Here is an 18825-nt window from a genome sequence, read left to right as displayed (position 1 = left end):
GTTGGCAGTGATTCCGGGGGAACGTGACCGATGATTCCGGCATCGTGACCGGCGATTCCGGAAAACTACCCGAAATCGGTCACGATAAAACGGAATGAGCGGTCACGATCGCCTGGAACAGGCGGTCACGTTCAAACGGAATGGGGGGTCACGATGGCGCGGAATACGCAATATGGCCGGCCTGCTTCCCTTTTACTCGACGCCAGTCAAGTTCTCTTCATTCAATTACTGGATTCCCGGCGAGCAAACGGCAAATTCAGCGAACATTCAGTTTATAAGCCAGATTGCCGCCTCGTCTGGTAGGCTTGAGATCACCATCGCCACCACCAGACATGACGCAGCAGAGAAGCTATAGGGTGCCAGACTCATCCGTACGGGAAGCAATCAGTCGCCGACTCTGTAATGCACAGCCTTGAGGCCATTGATATGAAGGGGTCAGAGTCCGTCCTGCAGAGTTCACTCCCGGTGATCGATACCGGAGAGCGATTAACGACTGAATTCGAACTTTTCAGCGAAGGTGACGAACTCTACGCAGCGATGGCCAGATCGATTCGGGGGGCTACCCGCCGTGTCTTTCTGGCCTCGTATATTCTGGCCGCAGATGAAGTCGGAAACCTGTTGCTTAATGAACTGATGCGCCAGTCCCGACGTGGCCTCGATGTGCGCGTCCACGTCGACGCTCTGGGCTCAAGTGTCGGTCTTACACGACGTCACCGACGCATGCTCAGGGCGGCTGGGGTGCGTCTGAAACGCTTCCACCGATGGAGCTGGCGGCAGCCGATGCGCTACAACCGTCGTGATCACCGTAAATTGTTGGTGGTCGATGGCCAGACAGCATATCTCGGAGGTTTCAACATTCACCGGGAAGGCTCCCAGCGGTTCTACGGCCCGACACGGTGGCGCGATGAACATGTCTGCTTCACCGGCGCCCTGGCCGCAGAAGTGGAGTTTTTTTTCGACGCCTTCTGGCACGGGCACCTGGATTGGAGCCCACCCAGGCAAACCAAAAATGACAGCTGGATCACCCCCAACACCACTCGTCACTGCCGCATTCAATTAAGATGCATTCTAGAAAATGAATTGAATCAAGCTTCAGAAAGGATTTGGCTGGTTACGCCTTATTTTGTGCCGGACCGTGGGATGCGCAGACAACTTGTCCTCGCTGCCCGTCGAGGAGTCGATGTCCGGATTCTGACAACAGAGAAAACAGATTCAGCGCCAGCACAGTGGGCAGCTCGCGCATTTTATGGCGAGCTCATTGCGAACGGAGTCCGGGTATTCGAGTACGTCCCTCGCCTGCTGCACGCAAAGATCCTCCTTGTCGATAATGACTGGGGAAGCATCGGTACCGCAAACTTCGACTACAGAAGTTTGTTCATTAACTATGAAATAATACTGATATCGGAAAACGGGGCGTTAAATCGCCAGTTGAGAAGCGACTATTTACGTGACTTACAGGACGCCAATGAAATAGTGGATACGGATTGGCGGCGTCGAGGCTTGCTTGGGTATTTGCAAGACCGCCTTGGACTACTGTTACGCAAGTGGCTTTGAACGGCATAGGCGCACAGTACCCCAGGCAGGCGCATTTCAAGGGCCAGGATGCGTATCGGGTTTTGCCAATAACCACCGCAATTCCCGGAGGTTACCGGCCCTTTCAGCACCAACAAAAAACAGTCTCTCGACTCCCCCTGCCAGCGCATCTACGAGTACATCGGGAGGCATACATGGTCCCGGTTGTTGTGTTGCTCTTAACGGATGAGAGCATCAGTCATGCTTTTCGTGGGCCTCATCACTTTCGATAGCCTCCCTTCTTGCTGAAGATTTCAGGAAAACCTGGGCCGCAACCGCGATCACAATCATGGTGCCTGCTGCTACACCAATCACAAAGGGGTCTGAATTCAGCTTGACCCAGACAAAGCCTCCAAGGACTGCCAGGTTCAGAATAATGGCTAACGCTGGCAACCACACGTTGGCGTTTATGTCCTTACGTAGGTGACGCAAAACGCCCCACTGAATGGCAACATCCATACACAGATAAAATACAATCCCGAGCGCTGCAATCCTCGAAAGATCAAAAAACGCGGTCAGGACAAGTCCGAGGACAACCGTGTAAACAAGCGTGTGTTTCTGGATGCTTCCAGGCATTCCGAAATGGCTATGGGGTACCAGCTTCATTTCGGTCAACATCGCTAACATGCGAGAGACCGCAAAGATACTGGCGAGAATGCCCCCTGCGGTGGCCATCATGGCAATCGCCACGGTGAACCAAAGACCGTAGTCACCCAATACCGGGCGTGCTGCCGCTGCCAGAGAGTAGTCCCGGGTCTCAATGATTTCTGCGAGGGACAGATTGCTTGCGACGGCAAAGCCTACCAATATGTAGATCACCACACAGATGGCTATTGAGATTACGATGGCGCGCCCCACATTGCGATGTGGGTCTTTCACCTCGGCGCCACTGTTAGCAATGGTAGTAAAGCCCTTAAAGGCCAGTATGCCCAGAGCCGTTGCACCAGCAAAGTTACCAACCGTACCTGCGTCACCGCTGCTGGAAAAATCGACAGCGAGACTATCGGCTAACCAGACACCGACCAACCCGAACGCTAAAATGCCACCGATCTTTAAAATACCGATGGAAGACGCAACCCCTTGAATCATTCGATTGCCCAAAAGGTTAATCAGAAAAGCGGCAAGAATGAGAGAGACCCCCAAAAAAGACACCATACGTCCACTGTCGTCGCCCCCGAAAAGCTGCATGGTATACGAGCCAAACGTTCGCGCCAGAAAGCTCTGGGCAATGACCATCGAAAAATACATCAATAAGGCGTTAAACGCTGTCGGTAGCTGATCGCCGTAGGCCTTGTGCAGGTACATAGCAATACCGCCAGCTGACGGGTAGGCGTTGGAAATCTTGATGTGCGAGTAAGCGCTGAAAGAAACAACGATTGCAGCAGCCAAAAAGGCCAGCGGAAAAAGTGCTCCCGCCATCTGCGCCATTTGCCCGGTGAGCGCAAAAATACCCGCGCCGATCATAACGCCGGTTCCCAGCATGACCGTCCCCGCCAAGGTTAGGCTACCTTCCTTATAGCGACTCGTTCTATCTTGCTGCGTGCTCATTTAACCCCCCTATTCCTTTATTGGTGAAATTTTTGACCGGTAAAGCAGCCCATAACCTGGCCAGATTCAACGTTATTGACATAGAGCCGTTCGTTGTCTGGAGCGAGCACCATATGTTCCGGACCACCACCAACTCTCAGGTTGTGTTTAACGAACCAGTGCCTGGTATCGACTTCGCTGATTGTTCCATTTCCACTATTGCTGGCCAGAAGAGACTGCCTGCAACCAGGCACCTCCCGTGCGTGGTCATTACCTGGCAGTCCAGCCCACAAAACTGAAACGGGCCTGAATATTGCCGTTAAGAATGTATTTAATTTACCGGAATCAATCTTGACTGACAGACCCCAAGGTGAACTTCATCTTGCAGAGCAACAACCGATTTTTTTGTTTAGGGGATTCGGACAACCGCGTACCCCTGCATCTGATAGCCGATAACCGAGACGAACCCATTATCTACCGGGTCGATCTCCGGAATGATCGTCGCCTCATCTACACCCATCCCTTTCAAAGCGAAACGGCAAACTTCCAGCGTTACCCCGTCCTTCTTCATTTGTTTAAGAGTCGCCTGGAATTTTTGTATCTCGACCAGCTCTGCCTCATTAAACGATGCGCTATCAGTCGAGAGCAGTTTCACCACCGGCCCGTGAAAAACGATGGCGATGTTGGGATCTTTCGAAAGCGCCTTCACTTCAGGTGCTTCGTAGGAATTCTTTATTACCAAGAAAACGGGGCTAACTATTTTGGGGTCTCCCTGGCTCACCTCATAGACAGCGTCATAGTTTTTAACACCCTTCAGAGCATTCTCATACCCGGCTGCACCTGCACGTACAGACATCAGGGCCATATAGACGGCCGCGAAGAAGATGTGGGGAATTCGGCGAAATATGCTTCGATAATTGACGGCCATGACAAACCTCCATGAGGGGATAGGAACTTGTTTTTGTTAACCAACCCATAAAAAAGCTTCAAAATTCAAAACACTTTCTAATACAGATACGCTATATCATAAATGTATCAGTTTGGAGCAAGATGGGGTTCTGGCAGTCCGACACACGAAGCTGAAACAGACCTGAAAACAGTTGCCAAACATGTACTTGTTTGACGAGAATCAAGGCCGAAGCTACCGTCCGAACAACTTACTTACGCTACGGGCTCCAAATGCAAGACGTAACCCAGGAAAACCAACGAACAAGCAATACCCACGCAGACCAGCTTAACCGGCAATGCTACTGCGTCACCCTTGACCGCAAAGCTCTCACCGAGAGCCTCCGGAATCAATTTGTAGGTGCTGAAAACGATCTCTCCGCGGTTCCTGAACTTCATCACCTTTTTTCAAACACACCGGTTTTCGTCCCCCGAGCTGATATTGAGTCGATGGAACGCATCGTTCAGGCGATCGAATCAACCGCCGAGCTTTCACTCTATCAGGAACACGCCCTGTCTTGGGCGCCGGAGATTGCACATTTCAATCCAGGCCCCATCGGGGCGTTCATGGGCTATGATTTTCACTTGGGTCCCGATGGCCCTCGGTTGATCGAGATCAATACCAATGCCGGCGGCGCGTTTTTGAACACAGTGCTGGCTCGGGCTCAACATTCATGCTGTGGCCCATCTCAACAGACCGTAGAAACCAAACCGGCGCTGGATGGATTTGAGGATGCGGTGTTCGCCATGTTCATACAGGAATGGCAGAGCCAACGTACTGGCACGATGCCCTGCCGCCTGGCCATCGTGGACGATGCCCCGGGAAGCCAGTTTATGTTCCCCGAATTCCAACTGGCCCAACAGCTACTCCAGGCCAGAGGAATTGATACCTTGATACTCGATCCGTCTGAGCTTGAATATGTCGACGGCGCATTGACAGCACAGGGTAAGCCCATAGACATGGTGTACAATCGGCTGGTGGATTTCGCCCTGGAGGCCCCGGCGCATGAAGCGTTAAGACACGCCTATCTCAACGGCGCGGTGGTAGTAACACCTAATCCCCGGGTACACGCGCTCATGGCCGACAAACGAAACCTGATCCTGCTATCCGACCCCCCGTCCCTGCGCGACTGGGGACTCAGTGAAGCTGAGGCCGGGTATCTGAAGAAGGCCGTGCCCAAGACCCGGCTGGTTTCAGCAAACGATGCGGCGGAGCTATGGAGTGCCCGGCGTCAACTGTTCTTCAAACCGGTTGCCGGCCATGGCAGTAAGGGCGTCTACCGTGGCAACAAGTTAACCCGGCGCGTTTTCGAAAACATTCTGCAGGGTGACTATATCGCGCAGAACTTCGTTCCTGCAGGAGAACGAACCATGAGAATTGACGGCACCGTAACCACGAGAAAGGTCGACATTCGCCTTTACACCTACGCGGGAAAACGTTTGCTTGCCGCTGCACGTGTATACCAAGGTCAGACCACCAACTTTCGCACGCCTGGCGGTGGTTTCGCGCCGGTGTTTCAGGTGTGAATGTTTGCCTCCCAGTTGGTGCGCATCAGGCCGAGTTCTCGACCGGTTTGAAAACGTTCTAAAACCACCACCGAACACCCGCCACGAAACTCGAGGCGTCGACGCCCTCGCCTCCGCGTTCACGAAGATCCTTGGTATTACCCAAGTAGCGCGTATAGGAAACACCGATATAAGGAGCGAACTCCCGCGAAAACTGGTATCTCAGCCGAAGTCCGAGGCCAATATTGTTGATGCCGGTGCCCACTCCCCACTCCTCTACGTCACTGAATGCGACCAGGGTTTCCCCGCGGCCCTGAAGAATAAGCCTTTGCGTCAGCAACCAGTCATATTCAGCCTCAAGGTCGTACGATACATCACCGTCGTCGGTAACCCTGAGGTTTGTATCCACCTCAAACCAGTAGGGCGCCAACCCCTGTAAGCCAATGATAGCCGAGTAACGCTCCCTGTTAGGGTCTGCACCGAAGGTCGACTGCGCGCCCAGACCAGTCTGGATGTCCCAAAAGGCATCCAAACGATAACTGTACTGAACATCGAAGTTTTCGATTTCGCCGCTCTCGGTGGACAGATCTGTTTTGCCCTCGGTTTCTATCCAGAGCCGTTTGCGATCCTTGCCAAGCCAGGCCTGGGCATCCCACAGGGCGATCTCGTCATTACCGTCTCGCTGATATTCCAGCCGATCAACCAGTATCTGACCAAAGACCTTGTCGTCGTGAACAGGTAACGCCCAGTCCGGTTCGGCTTGCACACCGGTACCAGCGGCGGCTGAGGTCCCGGCTGCTAACATCAAAAGAGAAATGCCCGTAACCTGTTTTATTCGAATCATCATAATAATCACACCCTGAACTCGTTAGACAACCGACACGACACGAAACATCCCTGCCTCCATGTGATAGAGCAGATGGCAATGGAATGCCCAATCTCCAGGCGCATCTACCGTTATCAAGGCAGACACTCGCTCGCCGGGTTTAAGAGAAATCGTGTGCTTACGTGGGCGGTACTCACCCGCACCAGTCTCCAGCTCCATCCACATACCATGCAAGTGGATCGGATGATCCATCATCGAATCGTTGACCAGTATCAGCCGTAAGCGCTCACCATTATAAAACTTGACCGGGCCATCCACTTCAGAGAATTTCTTGCCATCGAAGGACCACATATAGCGCTCCATGTTGCCGGTAAGGTGGAGCTCCACTTCCCTTTCCGCAGGACGTTTGTCAGGCCAGCCATCAATACTCTGTAATTGCGAGTAGGTCAGTATGCGATGATTCACGGTTTCAAAACCAACGCCTGGATCATCCAGACGCGATTGCGGTTTAGAAGCAACCATTGCCGCTCCGGGGCCGTGATTGTCCGGACCATGGGATATTGGGCGCCCGGCGGTCGGGACAGCGCTCAGGCTCACTGTGTCGGACGGCGCATCCATTTTGGTCATTTTTTCGCCATTGCCATTCATCTTCATTGGGCCGTGGGCTGTGTCCATATCGCCGGCCATTTTCATGCCGCCCTTCATGTCCATGTCGCTGCCCATTTTCATGCTGCCCTTCATGTCCATCGCGCCCATTCCCATGGCCGCCATACCGCGTTCAGTTCTCGGGTACATGGGGGGCACCGGTGCCTCCAGGCCCTGGCGGCTGGCCAGTGTGCCACGCACGAACCCGGATCGGTCCTGTGACTGCGCAAACACGGTATGAGCAATGTCCGTTGGCTCAACGATAACGTCGTAGGTTTCAGCCACACCGATGCGAAACTCATCGGTCTCAACCGGGCGTACGGGCTGGCCGTCAGCGGAAATTACCGTCATTGGGAGCCCGGGAATACGCACATCAAAGAAAGTCATGGCTGATGCGTTGATGAATCTGAGGCGAATTTTTTCGCCTGGCCGGAACAGTCCCGTCCAGTTGGTTGCCGAGGGCGAACCATTCATCAAGTAGGTATATTCGGAACCCGTGACATCGAGAATGTCCCGGGGACTCATACGCATCTTGCCCCACATGTCGGCTTTGCTCCACGCGGCACCCCAGCCCATGTTTTCTACGTCTTTGAAGAAATCACCAACGGTGCGTTGGTTGTAGTTGTAGTAGCCTTCAGCCACCTTGAGGTTACGAAATACATCGCCGGGAGCATCGAAGGTCCAGTCAGACAGCACCACCACGTATTCACGCTCATAGGCGACTGGCTCGGGTTCGGCAGGGTCAATGATTATCGGCCCATAATGGCCAAGCTGCTCCTGAAAGCCGGAATGGCTGTGGTACCAGTAGGTACCGTGCTGCTTGACCGGAAAACGGTACTCGAAGGTTTCGCCCGGCTTGATGCCGGGAAAACTGACCCCTGGAACACCGTCCATCTGAAATGGCAGTAGCACACCGTGCCAGTGAATCGACGTTGGCTCATCCATCCTGTTGGTAACGCGCATGATCGCTTCGCGGCCTTGCTTGAGCCTGACCAGCGGTGCTGGCAAGGTACCGTTGATGGTGATGGGCTGCGAGGAGACTCTCGAACCAATAGTGAGTGGCGTTCGTGCAATCGTCATATCGTAGATATCAGCACCGTCTCGCACGGTATGATAAACATTGGAATTATCCAGCCTCCCCCTGGCAAAAGCCGGCATCATGCTGTCAAAACCGGCGAGAAGCCCCATCGCGGCAGAACCCTGGATTAGCCGCCGCCGGGACAACCTTCTACCAACATCTTTCTGACTCATACATAGCCCCTGTTTTTCGCCTTATCGAAACACCTATGGTGGGTTGCTGCAACCTGACAGGCCACATTAAGGTCCATTTGCTCTCTGGCACTTAACGCCGGCCAGCAACGCCCACTCTACGCTCTGGACCTAAAATGAAACTGAACCGACGTGCATCTAAAAAATTAAACAAGTTTATCGCTTTATGCAAGACAGGGAATAGGCACTCATTGCTGAGAACGCAGCCGGAGCCTGTAACTCAGTCAGCGGCCTCACACGCAATCCCTGTCCTCAGCAAAAATGGACGCCGCAAACAAAAAAAGGGCAGAAATATCTGCCCTAAACGCTTAACTAATTCGCTAGCTCACTAACTCGTTAAAAAGATTAACAGGGCAAACTGAATCCAGACTGAATTATCAGATTAACATTCATACAGCAACCCGGTTTGTCATTAAGCTCACGCTAACGGCAGCCAAGATCAAGAATCATGCATTATTAAAACGCATACTGAAATCGCGCACGAACCTCATCGCCACTTTCGCCATTGGCTTCTTTGCCATCCATATAGCTCAAACCGAGTCGAACATTATTATTGGCGTAATAGTTGACACCCAGCGTCTTCTGCTCGCCGTTGGTTGTGGCCAGCCCCACGTCACTGTACTTTCCATCACCATCCTCAAAGCGGGCAATCAGCTCCCAGGCACCTTTGGGCGACGACGGCTTCACGCGCTTAAACACCCCCGCTTTGTATGGGCGACTTTCGCCAGTAATGACCCAGCCGAGCTGCACATAGTAGCCATCCACACCAAACTGGCCCTCCTCTGAATCAAAGTATTCAGCCTGTGCATGAAAGGGGCCCGTACGACCAGCCAATTCCAAATTATAGGTGTCGACCTCATCAGCCTGAACATCGGCATCACGCTTGGTATAACCCGCACCAAGATGAACAACGGCATCATTCGTCAGAATAGGCGCAAAAGTACCCCGTGCCGTTATCGCCGTATTGTTGAAGTCATTGCTGCCGTCACCATCCGCTTCAAAATAACCGACACCGTAGGTCCAGTTGCGTCCCTTGCCACTTAACTGAATACCGCCACTGCGCCCGGGAGCATAGCGCTCTGTCATGGCCGAACGCTCAAGCGCTGAAATGTCTTTCGAACTCGTTAACGCTTCCAGACCAAAAGGCTCTTTTTGCTTACCAATGGTGACGCTTGCTACTGAGCCAAATCCGAGATACCGAATGTAAAGGTCTTCGACGTCACCACCGTCGACACCATCACTTTCCGCTACATTAAACTGGGTCTTGTAGGCCCAGTCGCCATAATGCCCTTTAACGTATAACCGAGCACGCCGCACATCAAAATCCTTCGTATCAACGCCGTTGTCATCTGATTGCGTGGCGTCATAGTCCCATTGAATACGGCCACCAAGTTGAAAGGACGCCGAATCATCAGACCTTTTGACCTCAATACCGCTCTCCGTATTGATCAACAAGTCCTCCCCGTCAGTCGTAACGGTACCTGCTTGTGCAACAGAAACAGTAGAAATCGCCAACGCCAAGCTCAAATATTTCTTACTCATAGTGTTCTCTTACCTTGTCAGTTCGGTTATGTGTTTTTGAAGAACCGAGGTAAGTCTATCCAGCTAACATTACAAAAAGATTAAAGACCAATGCGGCGTTTCCTGGGTAGTGGAATCGGCATTGGCGCCGGCGTGAGATCTCAATCGCTCATCGGTTTCTACGATCTGGGAGTGGATCGGCGCAGGATCGAGTTACTGAGAAGCCGTCTTATAGAGCGCGGTATTGCCGTCGACTGACACCTGCTGCCGGTCTTCGAACAATCACGACGAGCAGCTGTAATGCGACGAACCACCAAGCTCGAAGAATTCCAGCGGCTTCCGCCGGTAGTATTTTTCTTCAATGGTCCTCGATTGCTCCGCGTATGGCTGCGTCATAACGTCCTGTAGCTCTCGAATTAAAGAATAGTTCCCCGCGGCCGCTTGCTGATACGCGGGCACAACGAGCCACTCTCGCCAACTGTATTTGGGATTGACGAGCTTCATCTGCCGAGAAAGGTCCTCACGCGAGCAAGTCTGACGGAGCGATTTCCATTTTGTAAGCCACTCTGACCAACGTCTATCCATTCCCTCGGGGTCTGCATTATAGGCCGAGCTGTTGTAGAAGCCTTTTTTGAGCGGGCCAATATCGTCCGGCACGGCCGAAAGTTCCCGGAAGAAAATGGTGTAATCAACAGGCGTTTGCGCCATCAGTGTTGCGAGCTCGCTGAAAAGCGCCGGATGGAAAGAGCCAAGCCCAAGCTTCACAGCCCACATTTTCTCCATTTCCGCTCGCATCACGTCTGAAAAATCATTTCCAATCTCGTCGAGTTGTCGCAAACAGTCCGGATGCGCCGTCAGTAACGGCCGCAACGCTGAGCAAAACATGTGAAAGTTGCGCTCGGCTGCCGCTGGCTGATTCAGAAACGAGAAGTGATGCCCACCACCCGTCCATGGTTGGTATTGCGGATTAAACACATCGCAGAATCCGAAAGGACCATAGTCGAGAGTGAAGCCGCCGGCCGCACAGTTGTCACTGTTGAAATTGCCCTGGCAGTAACCAACGCGAATCCAGTTGGCCATAAGCGATGTCAATCGGCCACGGAACGCCTGTGCAAGCAACACCACTTTTTCGGCGGTAACCAGCGTTTGGTCGATGACGTCTTCGTACTCACGATCAATCAGGTGCAACACGATCTGCTCAAGCTCCTCCATCGCGTGCGGGTGTTCCGCCTTGCGGGCACGGCGACCAAATAGCTCAAGCTGACCAACTCGAATAAACGAAGGTGCGACCCGCGTTGAGATGGCAACGGGCTCCGATATCAGCATGTCTGGATCTCTGGAATGCGAGCCCTCCGAGTACCACGGCCGCCTTACCTTCTCCGTTTTTGAAACGTATAAACTCAGCGACCGTGACGTTGGCACCCCGAGCGCGTGCATGTGCTCCTGAGCCAGGAACTCACGAACACTGGAGCGCAGAACGGCCCGGCCGTCCGCACCGCGGCAGTACGGGGTGCGCCCTCCACCTTTTAGCTGCATTTCCCAGCGCTGACCGTTGATAACGGCCTCAAGCACAGAAATTGCGCGACCGTCGCCGTATCCGTTACCGGTTTGAAATGGGCACTGCTGGTGATATTCCGTCCCATAAATTGAAAGCGCGTAGCCACACGCCCAACCGACCTTGCGCATGGGCTCAGGAACGAACGTTATGTCGCCGGAGAACATGCGAATGAAGTCGACCGACTGCGCCATGCTGTCGGCGAAGCCCAGTTCGCAAAACAGGTTTTTGCTGTGTGCGATATACTCGGGTTTTTCGATTGGCGTTGGACTAACGGGCACATAATGGCCGGTGAAAACCTGTCGCGGGGCGTAATCGTATCCATCTGCCTTGGAGTCAGGGTCGCTGTTTAGCGAATCCATGAGCGAATAATTTGCCAACGCTGCAAGTTCGTCAATTGTCTCAACAACAGAGGCGGTTTCCTGGGGCGGTTGCTTTATCATAGGGACTCCTAGCCTAAGACTTGCTTGATGTAACGTTACAGGTGTTCTACCTTATCGTTAATGAATGTTTTGTGTAACTCAGCGGTTATTCGGGTTTTTACCAGGCTAATTCACGATTCATTTGGTTACAAAGAGGTGACAACATCAGCCCTATCCTGTTCCCTAAAGCAGCGACAAAAGATGCTGTTCATCAATTATTTGATGGAGTGGACGCCATTTCTGTCCAGGGATATGACGAGGACCGTAGAGTTACCTACTGGAACACCGGCAGTGAATTACTGTATGGCTACACGAAAGAAGAAGCCTTGGGTCAAAGGTTAGAGGAATTAATCGCTCCTGAAAATATGCGTGACACTATTATTTCTGCCCATAGAAAATGGCTTGATCAGGGTATAGAAATACCCGCTTCGGAACTTACTTTGCGTCACAAAAGCGGTGAAGACGTCATCGTATTTTCAAGTCACGTGTTATTCATGGATGAGTACAAAAAGCAAGAAATGTATTGTATTGATATAAATTTGGCGGATGTAAGGCAAGCTCAAAACCAAGCAGTATTCAAAGACAATATGCTTAAAGCTGTATTTCAAGCCACTCCGGATTTATTTTTCTTGATGAAAGAAGATGGAACCATCATTGATTATCACGCTGGCGATAAAAAAAATCTCTATCCTTTATCCAAGAATGCTACCGACGAAATATCAATAGATGTACTACCCAAAGATATAGAACAAAAGTTTAGAGAATACATCAATAAAGCGATAAATAAAACGGGCGTTTCAAGTTTCGAATATAAGTTAGATATGCCTCACGGAATTTGCTATTTTGAAGCAAGGCTTTGCCATCTTACAGAGTACAAGCAAATAATCATTATTGTTCGAGACATTACTGAACAATATAAATCAGCTGAAATAATCCGACAGCAAGCCTATTTTGATACGTTAACATCACTGCCAAATCGTTTTTTATCTCTGGATCGTTTGTCACAAATGCTTGAAGAGACCAAAAGAAGCGCTGAAAAAACCGCTGTGCTGTTTTTGGACTTAGATGATTTTAAAAAAGTGAACGATTCACTAGGCCATGAGGTAGGCGACAAACTGCTTGTTGAAGCTGCTGGCAGGTTAAAATGTGCAGTGCGAAAAGCAGACACTGTAGGCCGCCTGGGTGGTGACGAATTCATTGTGTTATTACGAGCATTATCGGATAAAATCGATGCCGTTGAGGTATCCAAAAATTTACTTAAAATATTCCGAGATCCATTTCGAATTGATGGCAGAGAACTCATTCTGACACTCAGTATTGGAATCGCAATTTATCCCGAAAACGGCAGTAACGCCTCTGACTTGTTGCGAAACGCCGACACAGCAATGTACCAAGCGAAATCACTGGGGCGTAACACCTATTCATTTTTTACGAAAGAAATGAACGAAACCATGTTGCGTCGATTTGAAATAGAAGGACAGCTTCATAGCGCTTTGGAGCGCAATGAGTTCGAAGTATATTATCAGCCAAAATTTAACGTAAAGAATGGAAGTATTGTCGGGGCAGAAGCGTTAATTAGGTGGCACAGTCCAATTCTTGATAATGTAACGCCGGATGAGTTTATCCCAATTGCTGAACACACTGGCTTAATTGTTCCAATCGGAAAGTTTGTTATTAAAAAATCTCTTCAGGTTTTAAAAGAATGGCGAAAAAGCCATAACCGTGATTATACCATGGCGGTCAATCTGTCTCCTCGTCAGTTCAAAGATGAAGAATTAGTAGGTTTTATAAAAACGCATCTTGACGAAACAGGGATAGAAGCAAAAAATTTAGAATTTGAGATTACCGAAGGTGTATTGATGATCGGTAAATCTTATATTGATGATGCCTTAAATGAACTCCACAACCTGGGCGTGAAATTGTCAATGGATGATTTTGGAACAGGTTACTCATCACTGAGTTATTTACGGCGATATTCATTCGATGTACTTAAAATAGATCGTAGTTTTATCAACGGAATAACCTTAAAAAAGGAAGATCGTGACTTGGTAAAAGCAACCATAGCAATGGCAGAAAGTTTGGGTTTGCTTGTCGTTGCCGAGGGAGTAGAATTACGTGAGCAAATTGCGCTGTTAGACGAATTTGGGTGTGACTTAATGCAAGGGTATTATTTTAGTAAGGCTATTCCAGCTAAAGAACTGATTGATTTTCATTATATTAAAAACTATTAACACTCCTTTATGCCCGAACCCTCACCTGCCTCGATGATCTATTCACGCCAAAAAGTCATTTTGATTATATTTTCCCTTGCCATGGGTGGGTTCGGAATTGGTACCGGTGAGTTCGCCATTATGGGGCTCATGCCGAATGTGGCTCTGGATTTTGGCATCACCGAGCCGCAGGTCGGGCACCTGATCAGCGCCTATGCGTTGGGAGTCGTGGTTGGTGCGCCTGTGCTCGCGATCTTTGGTGCTCAGCTATTCCGCAAACATCTGCTGATTGCACTGATGGCGTTTTACGCTGTGGCTAATTTCGCCAGTGCAATGGCGGGCAGTTACGAAACTCTGATGATTTCCCGGTTTATAGCTGGCCTGCCCCATGGAGCTTACTTCGGTGTTGCCGCATTGGTGGCGGCGTCGCTGGTACCGCTTAATCAGAGAGCCAAAGCCGTCAGCTATATTATGATGGGGCTGGCATTGGCCTTGTTGTTTGGTAATCCCTTAGCCACTCTGATGGGGCAGCACTTGGAATGGCGATACGCCTTTGGTTTTGTTGCGTGTGTGGCCGCGCTCACAACGGTTCTCATTTTCCTTTTCCTGCCATTGAACCGCGAAGAATCCCGGCACAGCTCCCTGAGTGAATTACGCGCGTTCAATAAACCGCAAATCTGGTATCCGTTGGCTATTGGCTCCGTCGGATTTGCCGGTATGTTTTGCGTGTTCAGTTATCTGGCGCCAACGCTTTTGAACGTCACACAGGCCGATCCAGTCTGGATTCCAGTCGCCCTGTTTGTATTTGGCCTTGGCGGTTTTGTTGGCAACATACTGGGTGGCTGGTTATTTGATCGCCTGCAATTCCGAAGTGTTGGGGTGATTTTGCTCTGGGCCGCCGTTATGTTGGCGCTGTTTCCGTTGGCCACCGGAGCCATCTGGAGCATTCTGATTGCCTGCTTTTTGGTGGCTCTCATGGTGGCCCTGGGCCCTGCCCTGCAAACCCATTTGATGGATGTTGCCCACGGCGCCCAAACCCTTGCAGCGGCCTCCCATCATGCCGCCTTTAACCTTGCCAACGCCATTGGGCCATGGCTAGGCGGAATGGCCATCAGCGCAGGCATGGGCTGGCAGGTTACCGGTTATGTGGGTTCCTCTACGGCCATTGCCGGGCTGCTTATTTTCTTTCTGGCCCAAAAACACAGACACCCGAAATGCGTTGGCGGCGCTACAGATTGATACGGCCAAGGGGGAAATACAAAACGCAACCAATCCTCGCCAGCTGATGTTCTATGCGTTAATCATGGTGGCATTTCTCCACACCCATGCCGACCCTGGCCTTTGCGATCTACAGTTGATTTTTTCTGTAGCGCTTTTCCATCCCATCAAGAATATTACGGAGCAATTGATCCAGGCATTCTCGATAGTTTTTATGATCCGGGCGCCGAAACAGAGCACTTAATTCATGTTTGCTTAACGTGAACTCGTTCAGTTCCAGTATTCTGATTAAATCATCTGCCTGCAGGTTCAGAGCAATTTTCAACTTCCGCAAGACCATGTTGTTGCTCAGGAAACGTTCCGGCTCAGGTGCCTCATCATCTTTGAGCCCTCGATTTTTTATGATCAACCCATTCAGGAAGCGGGCAAGCTTTTCATCCTCACACAAAACAAACTCAGGCTCTTCTTCGCGCGCCAACCAGGCAGCCAGATCAGGCCTGCCTGCGTCATAACCGCCCAGCTTGAATATAGAAAGCATAAGCTGATCGCTAAAATCAAAAATGTAACGCACCCGTCGCAAAACATCGTTGTTGTTGATAACTAGTTTCCCTGCGCAGAAGACGTTTCACCGGCCGCAATAGCTTTCGGTGTGATTTCCACGTAGATGGTCATAATGTTGTTTTCAACAAGCTCATCAATCTGTTTCGTTAACGCTGACGGGTGTACCTCAACCGCAAGCTCTTCCGATTGCCCACATTTGCAATCAAAGCCCCAATAAACCGCTCCGGAAGGCAGGGGGGCTTTCCGTTCTTTTTTCAGGAATTTTCTGATGTCGTGCTTCACCGAGTCGACAACGCGCGGCACTTTGATTTTGGGGTGATCTAACTTGAAGGTCTTTTTCATGGGAATCCTACTGGAATGGGCCGCCACTGCGAGTTGGAAAATATTAAGTTGCGCGCAACGTGAATTTTAAAAGGGATTCTACCACTATTTGCAGTGCGTCAGGATCACGAGCGCTCACCATCCATCCAGGGAGTGCGCCTCTCCTATTTCCGCCCAGTGAGTGATGCGTTGCTTGTCGCTGTCCCAGAAATACTTCAGGTGCGGCCCTTGCACCGGGATAGACACAGATTTCGGTTTGAATGCCGCAATACATTCACTGCCTGGGTGGCGGACGCTGTTATACAAAAGCCCGTTTGAACCTTTTGTACGCCAACGGCGCGCAAACTTCTGGCTCAGGGCGTAATCATCCGCGTCGGGGTTATGAAGATCTGAAAACTCTGCTCCCCGGATATCATGCATCTCCAAGGCAACGCAACCAATGTAGGCCCTCATGGTGAGTTCTATGGAGTCTTCGTTAGCGGCGGCCATCTCGCGCTCCTTGTGAAACACGGTTTCCCGGATAGCCGCGTCAAGAGTGCTGGCAGCGTAATAAACCCCGAAATGTCTGTCAGAAAAGCGGCTACCGAAGCCAATGTGGGTGAACGAGGCCATCACAGGTGTACTGCCCGGCCCGCTGACCCGGTCGCCGGGTGACACCCGTTGGATATCCCCGGCTTCGTCACGTAGCCGTGGGTTCGTCATACCCTCAATCTCAAACGCCAACTCAAATTCTTCAGGCTCGTAGATGCGCTCAAATAGGTCTATAGGCGGATAATGGCTGGGAATAATCCGATACGTGTCCCATTGGGGAAGATGTAGCGGAGGGGTCGAGAACATTACCACCCCCGCTTGTCATCAAAATACTGACGGGTCATCATCAGATTCATCATTGATCCCTGGGCCATGAACTCCATCGCAGACTTGCCACAAAACGGTAGGTCCGACGTTTTTGAACGGATTCTGCGATTGGCTCGTTCATGCGTCGGGTAAAGGAGTTGTAAGGCTTTATAGATGCCCAGAAGGTAACTGATGCGTTCCATTGTGTCATTGGAGAGCTTGGTCGGGTTCAGTTTTGAGTAGTTATAAAGCGTTGTTCTGGAGGGGCCACCAAGCAGCTTGCTCCGCTCTTCGGCACTGCACTCCCACTCTTCCGTTACTCGAAAGAAGCCTTTTAGCGCAACGCGACCCTTCTCAGCCTCGCGATCACCTTCTGCGTTTCTGCGCTCAACTATGGCCGTCATGGTGCACCTCTTGCCGATATTTGTTCATATTTAAACAATATAGCATCATGTGTGTATTTTTAACAGTCTGGTCTCGCTCGTCGCTTCCCGACTCCCAGAATGGCGCAGCCAACATAATATTGGGCGGCCACCTTCTTTCTTGAATCCAGCCATGTGCGGCGTCAGAATTTGTTGGATAATGACACTATGGTTTGATTAAAGGGTTCTGAGCGGGTTTGATGAAAACGTTCTGAACGACTCTTGGAGCACAGTAAAATGATATCAATCAAGTCGGTACACGGTTCAGCTCAGCTTCTTCTGGATGTTACCGGTGGCGTTACCCGGATTGTGGAAAAAACGCACCGTAATGTTGTGAGGGAAGTGAACCCTTTGAACCGGCTGCGCGATATCGCGGGAGTGCCTGCTGAGGAGCGACGGGGTCGCACTTATCAATTTATTCAGTCAACCACCTCGTTGCTGCAACAGGGACTGCATCGGGCGTTCGATGAGTTTTCAGACGAACAGGAACCCTCACATTCAACACAGAACGTGAAGGTCGCGGCTGCGTTAAACGGCGTGTGTGGCGACCACCTGGAAGCCAGCAACAATCCTCTGGCAATTTCCATGCACCTCAGAAATCGTCATGGCGGGTACGTATTGCCTGGCTCAAAAAATAGTGGCGTTAGCACTTCGGATATCAGCCCGCGTATTGTGGTGTTGGTTCACGGTTTATGCCTCTCACACGAGTACTGGAAGGGAAACAACGAAGGGGATTTGGGTACAGAACTGCAACGTGCGCAGGGCGTTACTCCACTGTATCTCCAATACAATACAGGTAGGCATATTTCCAGCAATGGCAGGGAGTTGAGCAGACAACTTAAGTCGTTGGTTGAAGCATGGCCGGTGAACGTCGAGGAGCTAACGCTGATAGGCCACAGCATGGGCGGCCTCGTTATCCGCAGCGCCTGCTGGTACGGTGCCGAACTCGGCCTCTCCTGGACCGGCCTGTTGAAAAGCGCCCTTTACCTTGGATCACCTCACCATGGTTCAGCCGTCGCCAAAGCCGGGAATCTGTTGACCTTTGTTATGAAGAAATTCCGCTACGCCCGCCCGTTTGCTCTGGGCGAGCACACCAGCGCTGGCATCAAGGACCTGCGACACGGTAATTTGCTGGATGAGGATTGGGAAGGCATCGATCAGGATGACTTCCATCCGGACTACCGAAAGCCCGTTCCATTGCTCGAAGGCACTCAGCACTACTTCATAGCCGCAGCGGTGGGTAATGATGTGTCAGGTTTTACCAGCATGATGGTGGGCGATCTTCTGGTTCGACTGGGTAGCGCCAAGGGCCAACACTCTGACAACTTGAAAACGTTGTCGATACGCCCGGAAAACTGCCGCGTGTTCGAAAAACTGAGCCATCTGGACCTGCTGGACAACAAGGTGGTCCACGATCAGATACTGGAGTGGTTGGCCTGAATAGTGGACTCTGGCTGGGCTCTGGATG

Annotated in this window: 17 protein-coding genes; 7 read left to right on the top strand and 10 right to left on the bottom strand. The window is 51.2% G+C overall.

Annotated elements, in window-relative coordinates; translation table 11 throughout:
* Positions 1-94: 94 nt before the first annotated feature.
* Together ENI00_RS07880 and ENI00_RS07875 are read left to right on the top strand one after the other, a co-directional pair.
* Entirely contained in the window at positions 95-355 is a 261-nt protein-coding gene (locus ENI00_RS07880; RefSeq protein WP_304101081.1) for a hypothetical protein, read from the top strand.
* A gap of 47 nt (positions 356-402) precedes the next feature.
* The gene (locus ENI00_RS07875) at positions 403-1554 is read left to right on the top strand and encodes a phospholipase D-like domain-containing protein (RefSeq protein WP_304101079.1); all 1152 of its coding nucleotides are present in this window, start codon (positions 403-405) and stop codon (positions 1552-1554) included.
* A 213-nt stretch (positions 1555-1767) separates the two neighbouring features.
* Here the strand turns inward: ENI00_RS07875 and ENI00_RS07870 are convergent, their stop codons facing one another.
* Both ENI00_RS07870 and ENI00_RS07865 read right to left on the bottom strand, forming a co-directional pair.
* Positions 1768-3120 carry an APC family permease gene (locus ENI00_RS07870; protein WP_304101077.1) on the bottom strand — a complete coding sequence of 451 codons (1353 nt, stop codon included), beginning with the start codon at positions 3118-3120 and terminating at the stop codon, positions 1768-1770.
* Between the two features lie 388 nt (positions 3121-3508).
* On the bottom strand, positions 3509-4027 hold the full coding sequence (locus tag ENI00_RS07865; RefSeq protein ID WP_304101075.1) for a DsrE family protein: 519 nt from the start codon (positions 4025-4027) through the stop codon (positions 3509-3511).
* 251 nt (positions 4028-4278) lie between these two features.
* Between ENI00_RS07865 and ENI00_RS07860 the strand changes: the two genes are divergently transcribed.
* Positions 4279-5571: a hypothetical protein gene (locus ENI00_RS07860; RefSeq protein ID WP_304101074.1), complete on the top strand. Its 1293-nt coding sequence runs from the start codon at positions 4279-4281 to the stop codon at positions 5569-5571.
* 58 nt (positions 5572-5629) lie between these two features.
* Here the strand turns inward: ENI00_RS07860 and ENI00_RS07855 are convergent, their stop codons facing one another.
* The 3 genes from ENI00_RS07855 to ENI00_RS07845 all read right to left on the bottom strand — a co-directional run bounded on the left by ENI00_RS07855 (position 5630) and on the right by ENI00_RS07845 (position 9832).
* A complete protein-coding gene (locus ENI00_RS07855; protein ID WP_304101072.1) occupies positions 5630-6397 on the bottom strand; it encodes a copper resistance protein B in 768 nt (255 codons plus the stop codon).
* A 21-nt stretch (positions 6398-6418) separates the two neighbouring features.
* Complete coding sequence (locus tag ENI00_RS07850) at positions 6419-8272, bottom strand: copper resistance system multicopper oxidase (RefSeq protein WP_304101071.1); 1854 nt, start codon at positions 8270-8272, stop codon at positions 6419-6421.
* Between the two features lie 474 nt (positions 8273-8746).
* Entirely contained in the window at positions 8747-9832 is a 1086-nt protein-coding gene (locus ENI00_RS07845; protein ID WP_304101069.1) for an OprO/OprP family phosphate-selective porin, read from the bottom strand.
* A 90-nt stretch (positions 9833-9922) separates the two neighbouring features.
* Between ENI00_RS07845 and ENI00_RS07840 the strand changes: the two genes are divergently transcribed.
* Positions 9923-10069: a DUF1499 domain-containing protein gene (locus ENI00_RS07840; protein ID WP_304101067.1), complete on the top strand. Its 147-nt coding sequence runs from the start codon at positions 9923-9925 to the stop codon at positions 10067-10069.
* A gap of 24 nt (positions 10070-10093) precedes the next feature.
* Here the strand turns inward: ENI00_RS07840 and ENI00_RS07835 are convergent, their stop codons facing one another.
* Positions 10094-11809 (bottom strand): protein adenylyltransferase SelO, encoded by a 1716-nt coding sequence (locus ENI00_RS07835; RefSeq protein WP_304101065.1) that lies wholly within the window; start codon positions 11807-11809, stop codon positions 10094-10096.
* Positions 11810-12015: 206 nt separating this feature from the next.
* On the opposite strand from ENI00_RS07835, the gene ENI00_RS07830 reads away from it, so the two are divergent.
* Together ENI00_RS07830 and ENI00_RS07825 are read left to right on the top strand one after the other, a co-directional pair.
* Complete coding sequence (locus ENI00_RS07830; protein WP_304101064.1) at positions 12016-14019, top strand: EAL domain-containing protein; 2004 nt, start codon at positions 12016-12018, stop codon at positions 14017-14019.
* A 9-nt stretch (positions 14020-14028) separates the two neighbouring features.
* The gene (locus tag ENI00_RS07825) at positions 14029-15237 is read left to right on the top strand and encodes an MFS transporter (RefSeq protein ID WP_304101062.1); all 1209 of its coding nucleotides are present in this window, start codon (positions 14029-14031) and stop codon (positions 15235-15237) included.
* Positions 15238-15346: 109 nt separating this feature from the next.
* Here ENI00_RS07825 and ENI00_RS07820 read toward each other — a convergent pair whose 3' ends face one another.
* The 4 genes from ENI00_RS07820 to ENI00_RS07805 all read right to left on the bottom strand — a co-directional run bounded on the left by ENI00_RS07820 (position 15347) and on the right by ENI00_RS07805 (position 17339).
* Complete coding sequence (locus ENI00_RS07820; RefSeq protein ID WP_414674229.1) at positions 15347-15796, bottom strand: DUF1456 family protein; 450 nt, start codon at positions 15794-15796, stop codon at positions 15347-15349.
* A 20-nt stretch (positions 15797-15816) separates the two neighbouring features.
* On the bottom strand, positions 15817-16119 hold the full coding sequence (locus ENI00_RS07815) for a DUF6172 family protein (protein ID WP_304101060.1): 303 nt from the start codon (positions 16117-16119) through the stop codon (positions 15817-15819).
* Positions 16120-16233: 114 nt separating this feature from the next.
* On the bottom strand, positions 16234-16935 hold the full coding sequence (locus ENI00_RS07810) for an RES family NAD+ phosphorylase (protein WP_304101059.1): 702 nt from the start codon (positions 16933-16935) through the stop codon (positions 16234-16236).
* Positions 16935-17339: an antitoxin Xre-like helix-turn-helix domain-containing protein gene (locus ENI00_RS07805; RefSeq protein ID WP_304101057.1), complete on the bottom strand. Its 405-nt coding sequence runs from the start codon at positions 17337-17339 to the stop codon at positions 16935-16937. The genes ENI00_RS07810 and ENI00_RS07805 overlap by 1 nt, the downstream gene beginning before the upstream one ends.
* Before the next feature lie 255 nt (positions 17340-17594).
* On the opposite strand from ENI00_RS07805, the gene ENI00_RS07800 reads away from it, so the two are divergent.
* A complete protein-coding gene (locus tag ENI00_RS07800; protein ID WP_304101055.1) occupies positions 17595-18797 on the top strand; it encodes an esterase/lipase family protein in 1203 nt (400 codons plus the stop codon).
* Positions 18798-18825 lie beyond the last annotated feature (28 nt).

The sequence above is a fragment of the Marinobacter antarcticus genome (assembly GCF_011049865.1).
Taxonomy (GTDB): Bacteria; Pseudomonadota; Gammaproteobacteria; order Pseudomonadales; family Oleiphilaceae; genus Marinobacter; species Marinobacter antarcticus_A.
Note: the sequence above shows the minus strand (reverse complement) of the source record. Positions and strands in the feature narration are given on the sequence as shown.

Coding starts and splice junctions, on each gene's coding strand:
- ENI00_RS07880 (WP_304101081.1), top strand. CDS start 95: ATGAGCGGTCACGATCGCCTGGAACAGGCGGTCACGTTCAAACGGAAT.
- ENI00_RS07875 (WP_304101079.1), top strand. CDS start 403: ATGCACAGCCTTGAGGCCATTGATATGAAGGGGTCAGAGTCCGTCCTG.
- ENI00_RS07870 (WP_304101077.1), bottom strand. CDS start 3,120: ATGAGCACGCAGCAAGATAGAACGAGTCGCTATAAGGAAGGTAGCCTA.
- ENI00_RS07865 (WP_304101075.1), bottom strand. CDS start 4,027: ATGGCCGTCAATTATCGAAGCATATTTCGCCGAATTCCCCACATCTTC.
- ENI00_RS07860 (WP_304101074.1), top strand. CDS start 4,279: ATGCAAGACGTAACCCAGGAAAACCAACGAACAAGCAATACCCACGCA.
- ENI00_RS07855 (WP_304101072.1), bottom strand. CDS start 6,397: ATGATGATTCGAATAAAACAGGTTACGGGCATTTCTCTTTTGATGTTA.
- ENI00_RS07850 (WP_304101071.1), bottom strand. CDS start 8,272: ATGAGTCAGAAAGATGTTGGTAGAAGGTTGTCCCGGCGGCGGCTAATC.
- ENI00_RS07845 (WP_304101069.1), bottom strand. CDS start 9,832: ATGAGTAAGAAATATTTGAGCTTGGCGTTGGCGATTTCTACTGTTTCT.
- ENI00_RS07840 (WP_304101067.1), top strand. CDS start 9,923: ATGCGGCGTTTCCTGGGTAGTGGAATCGGCATTGGCGCCGGCGTGAGA.
- ENI00_RS07835 (WP_304101065.1), bottom strand. CDS start 11,809: ATGATAAAGCAACCGCCCCAGGAAACCGCCTCTGTTGTTGAGACAATT.
- ENI00_RS07825 (WP_304101062.1), top strand. CDS start 14,029: ATGCCCGAACCCTCACCTGCCTCGATGATCTATTCACGCCAAAAAGTC.
- ENI00_RS07815 (WP_304101060.1), bottom strand. CDS start 16,119: ATGAAAAAGACCTTCAAGTTAGATCACCCCAAAATCAAAGTGCCGCGC.
- ENI00_RS07810 (WP_304101059.1), bottom strand. CDS start 16,935: ATGTTCTCGACCCCTCCGCTACATCTTCCCCAATGGGACACGTATCGG.
- ENI00_RS07805 (WP_304101057.1), bottom strand. CDS start 17,339: ATGACGGCCATAGTTGAGCGCAGAAACGCAGAAGGTGATCGCGAGGCT.
- ENI00_RS07800 (WP_304101055.1), top strand. CDS start 17,595: ATGATATCAATCAAGTCGGTACACGGTTCAGCTCAGCTTCTTCTGGAT.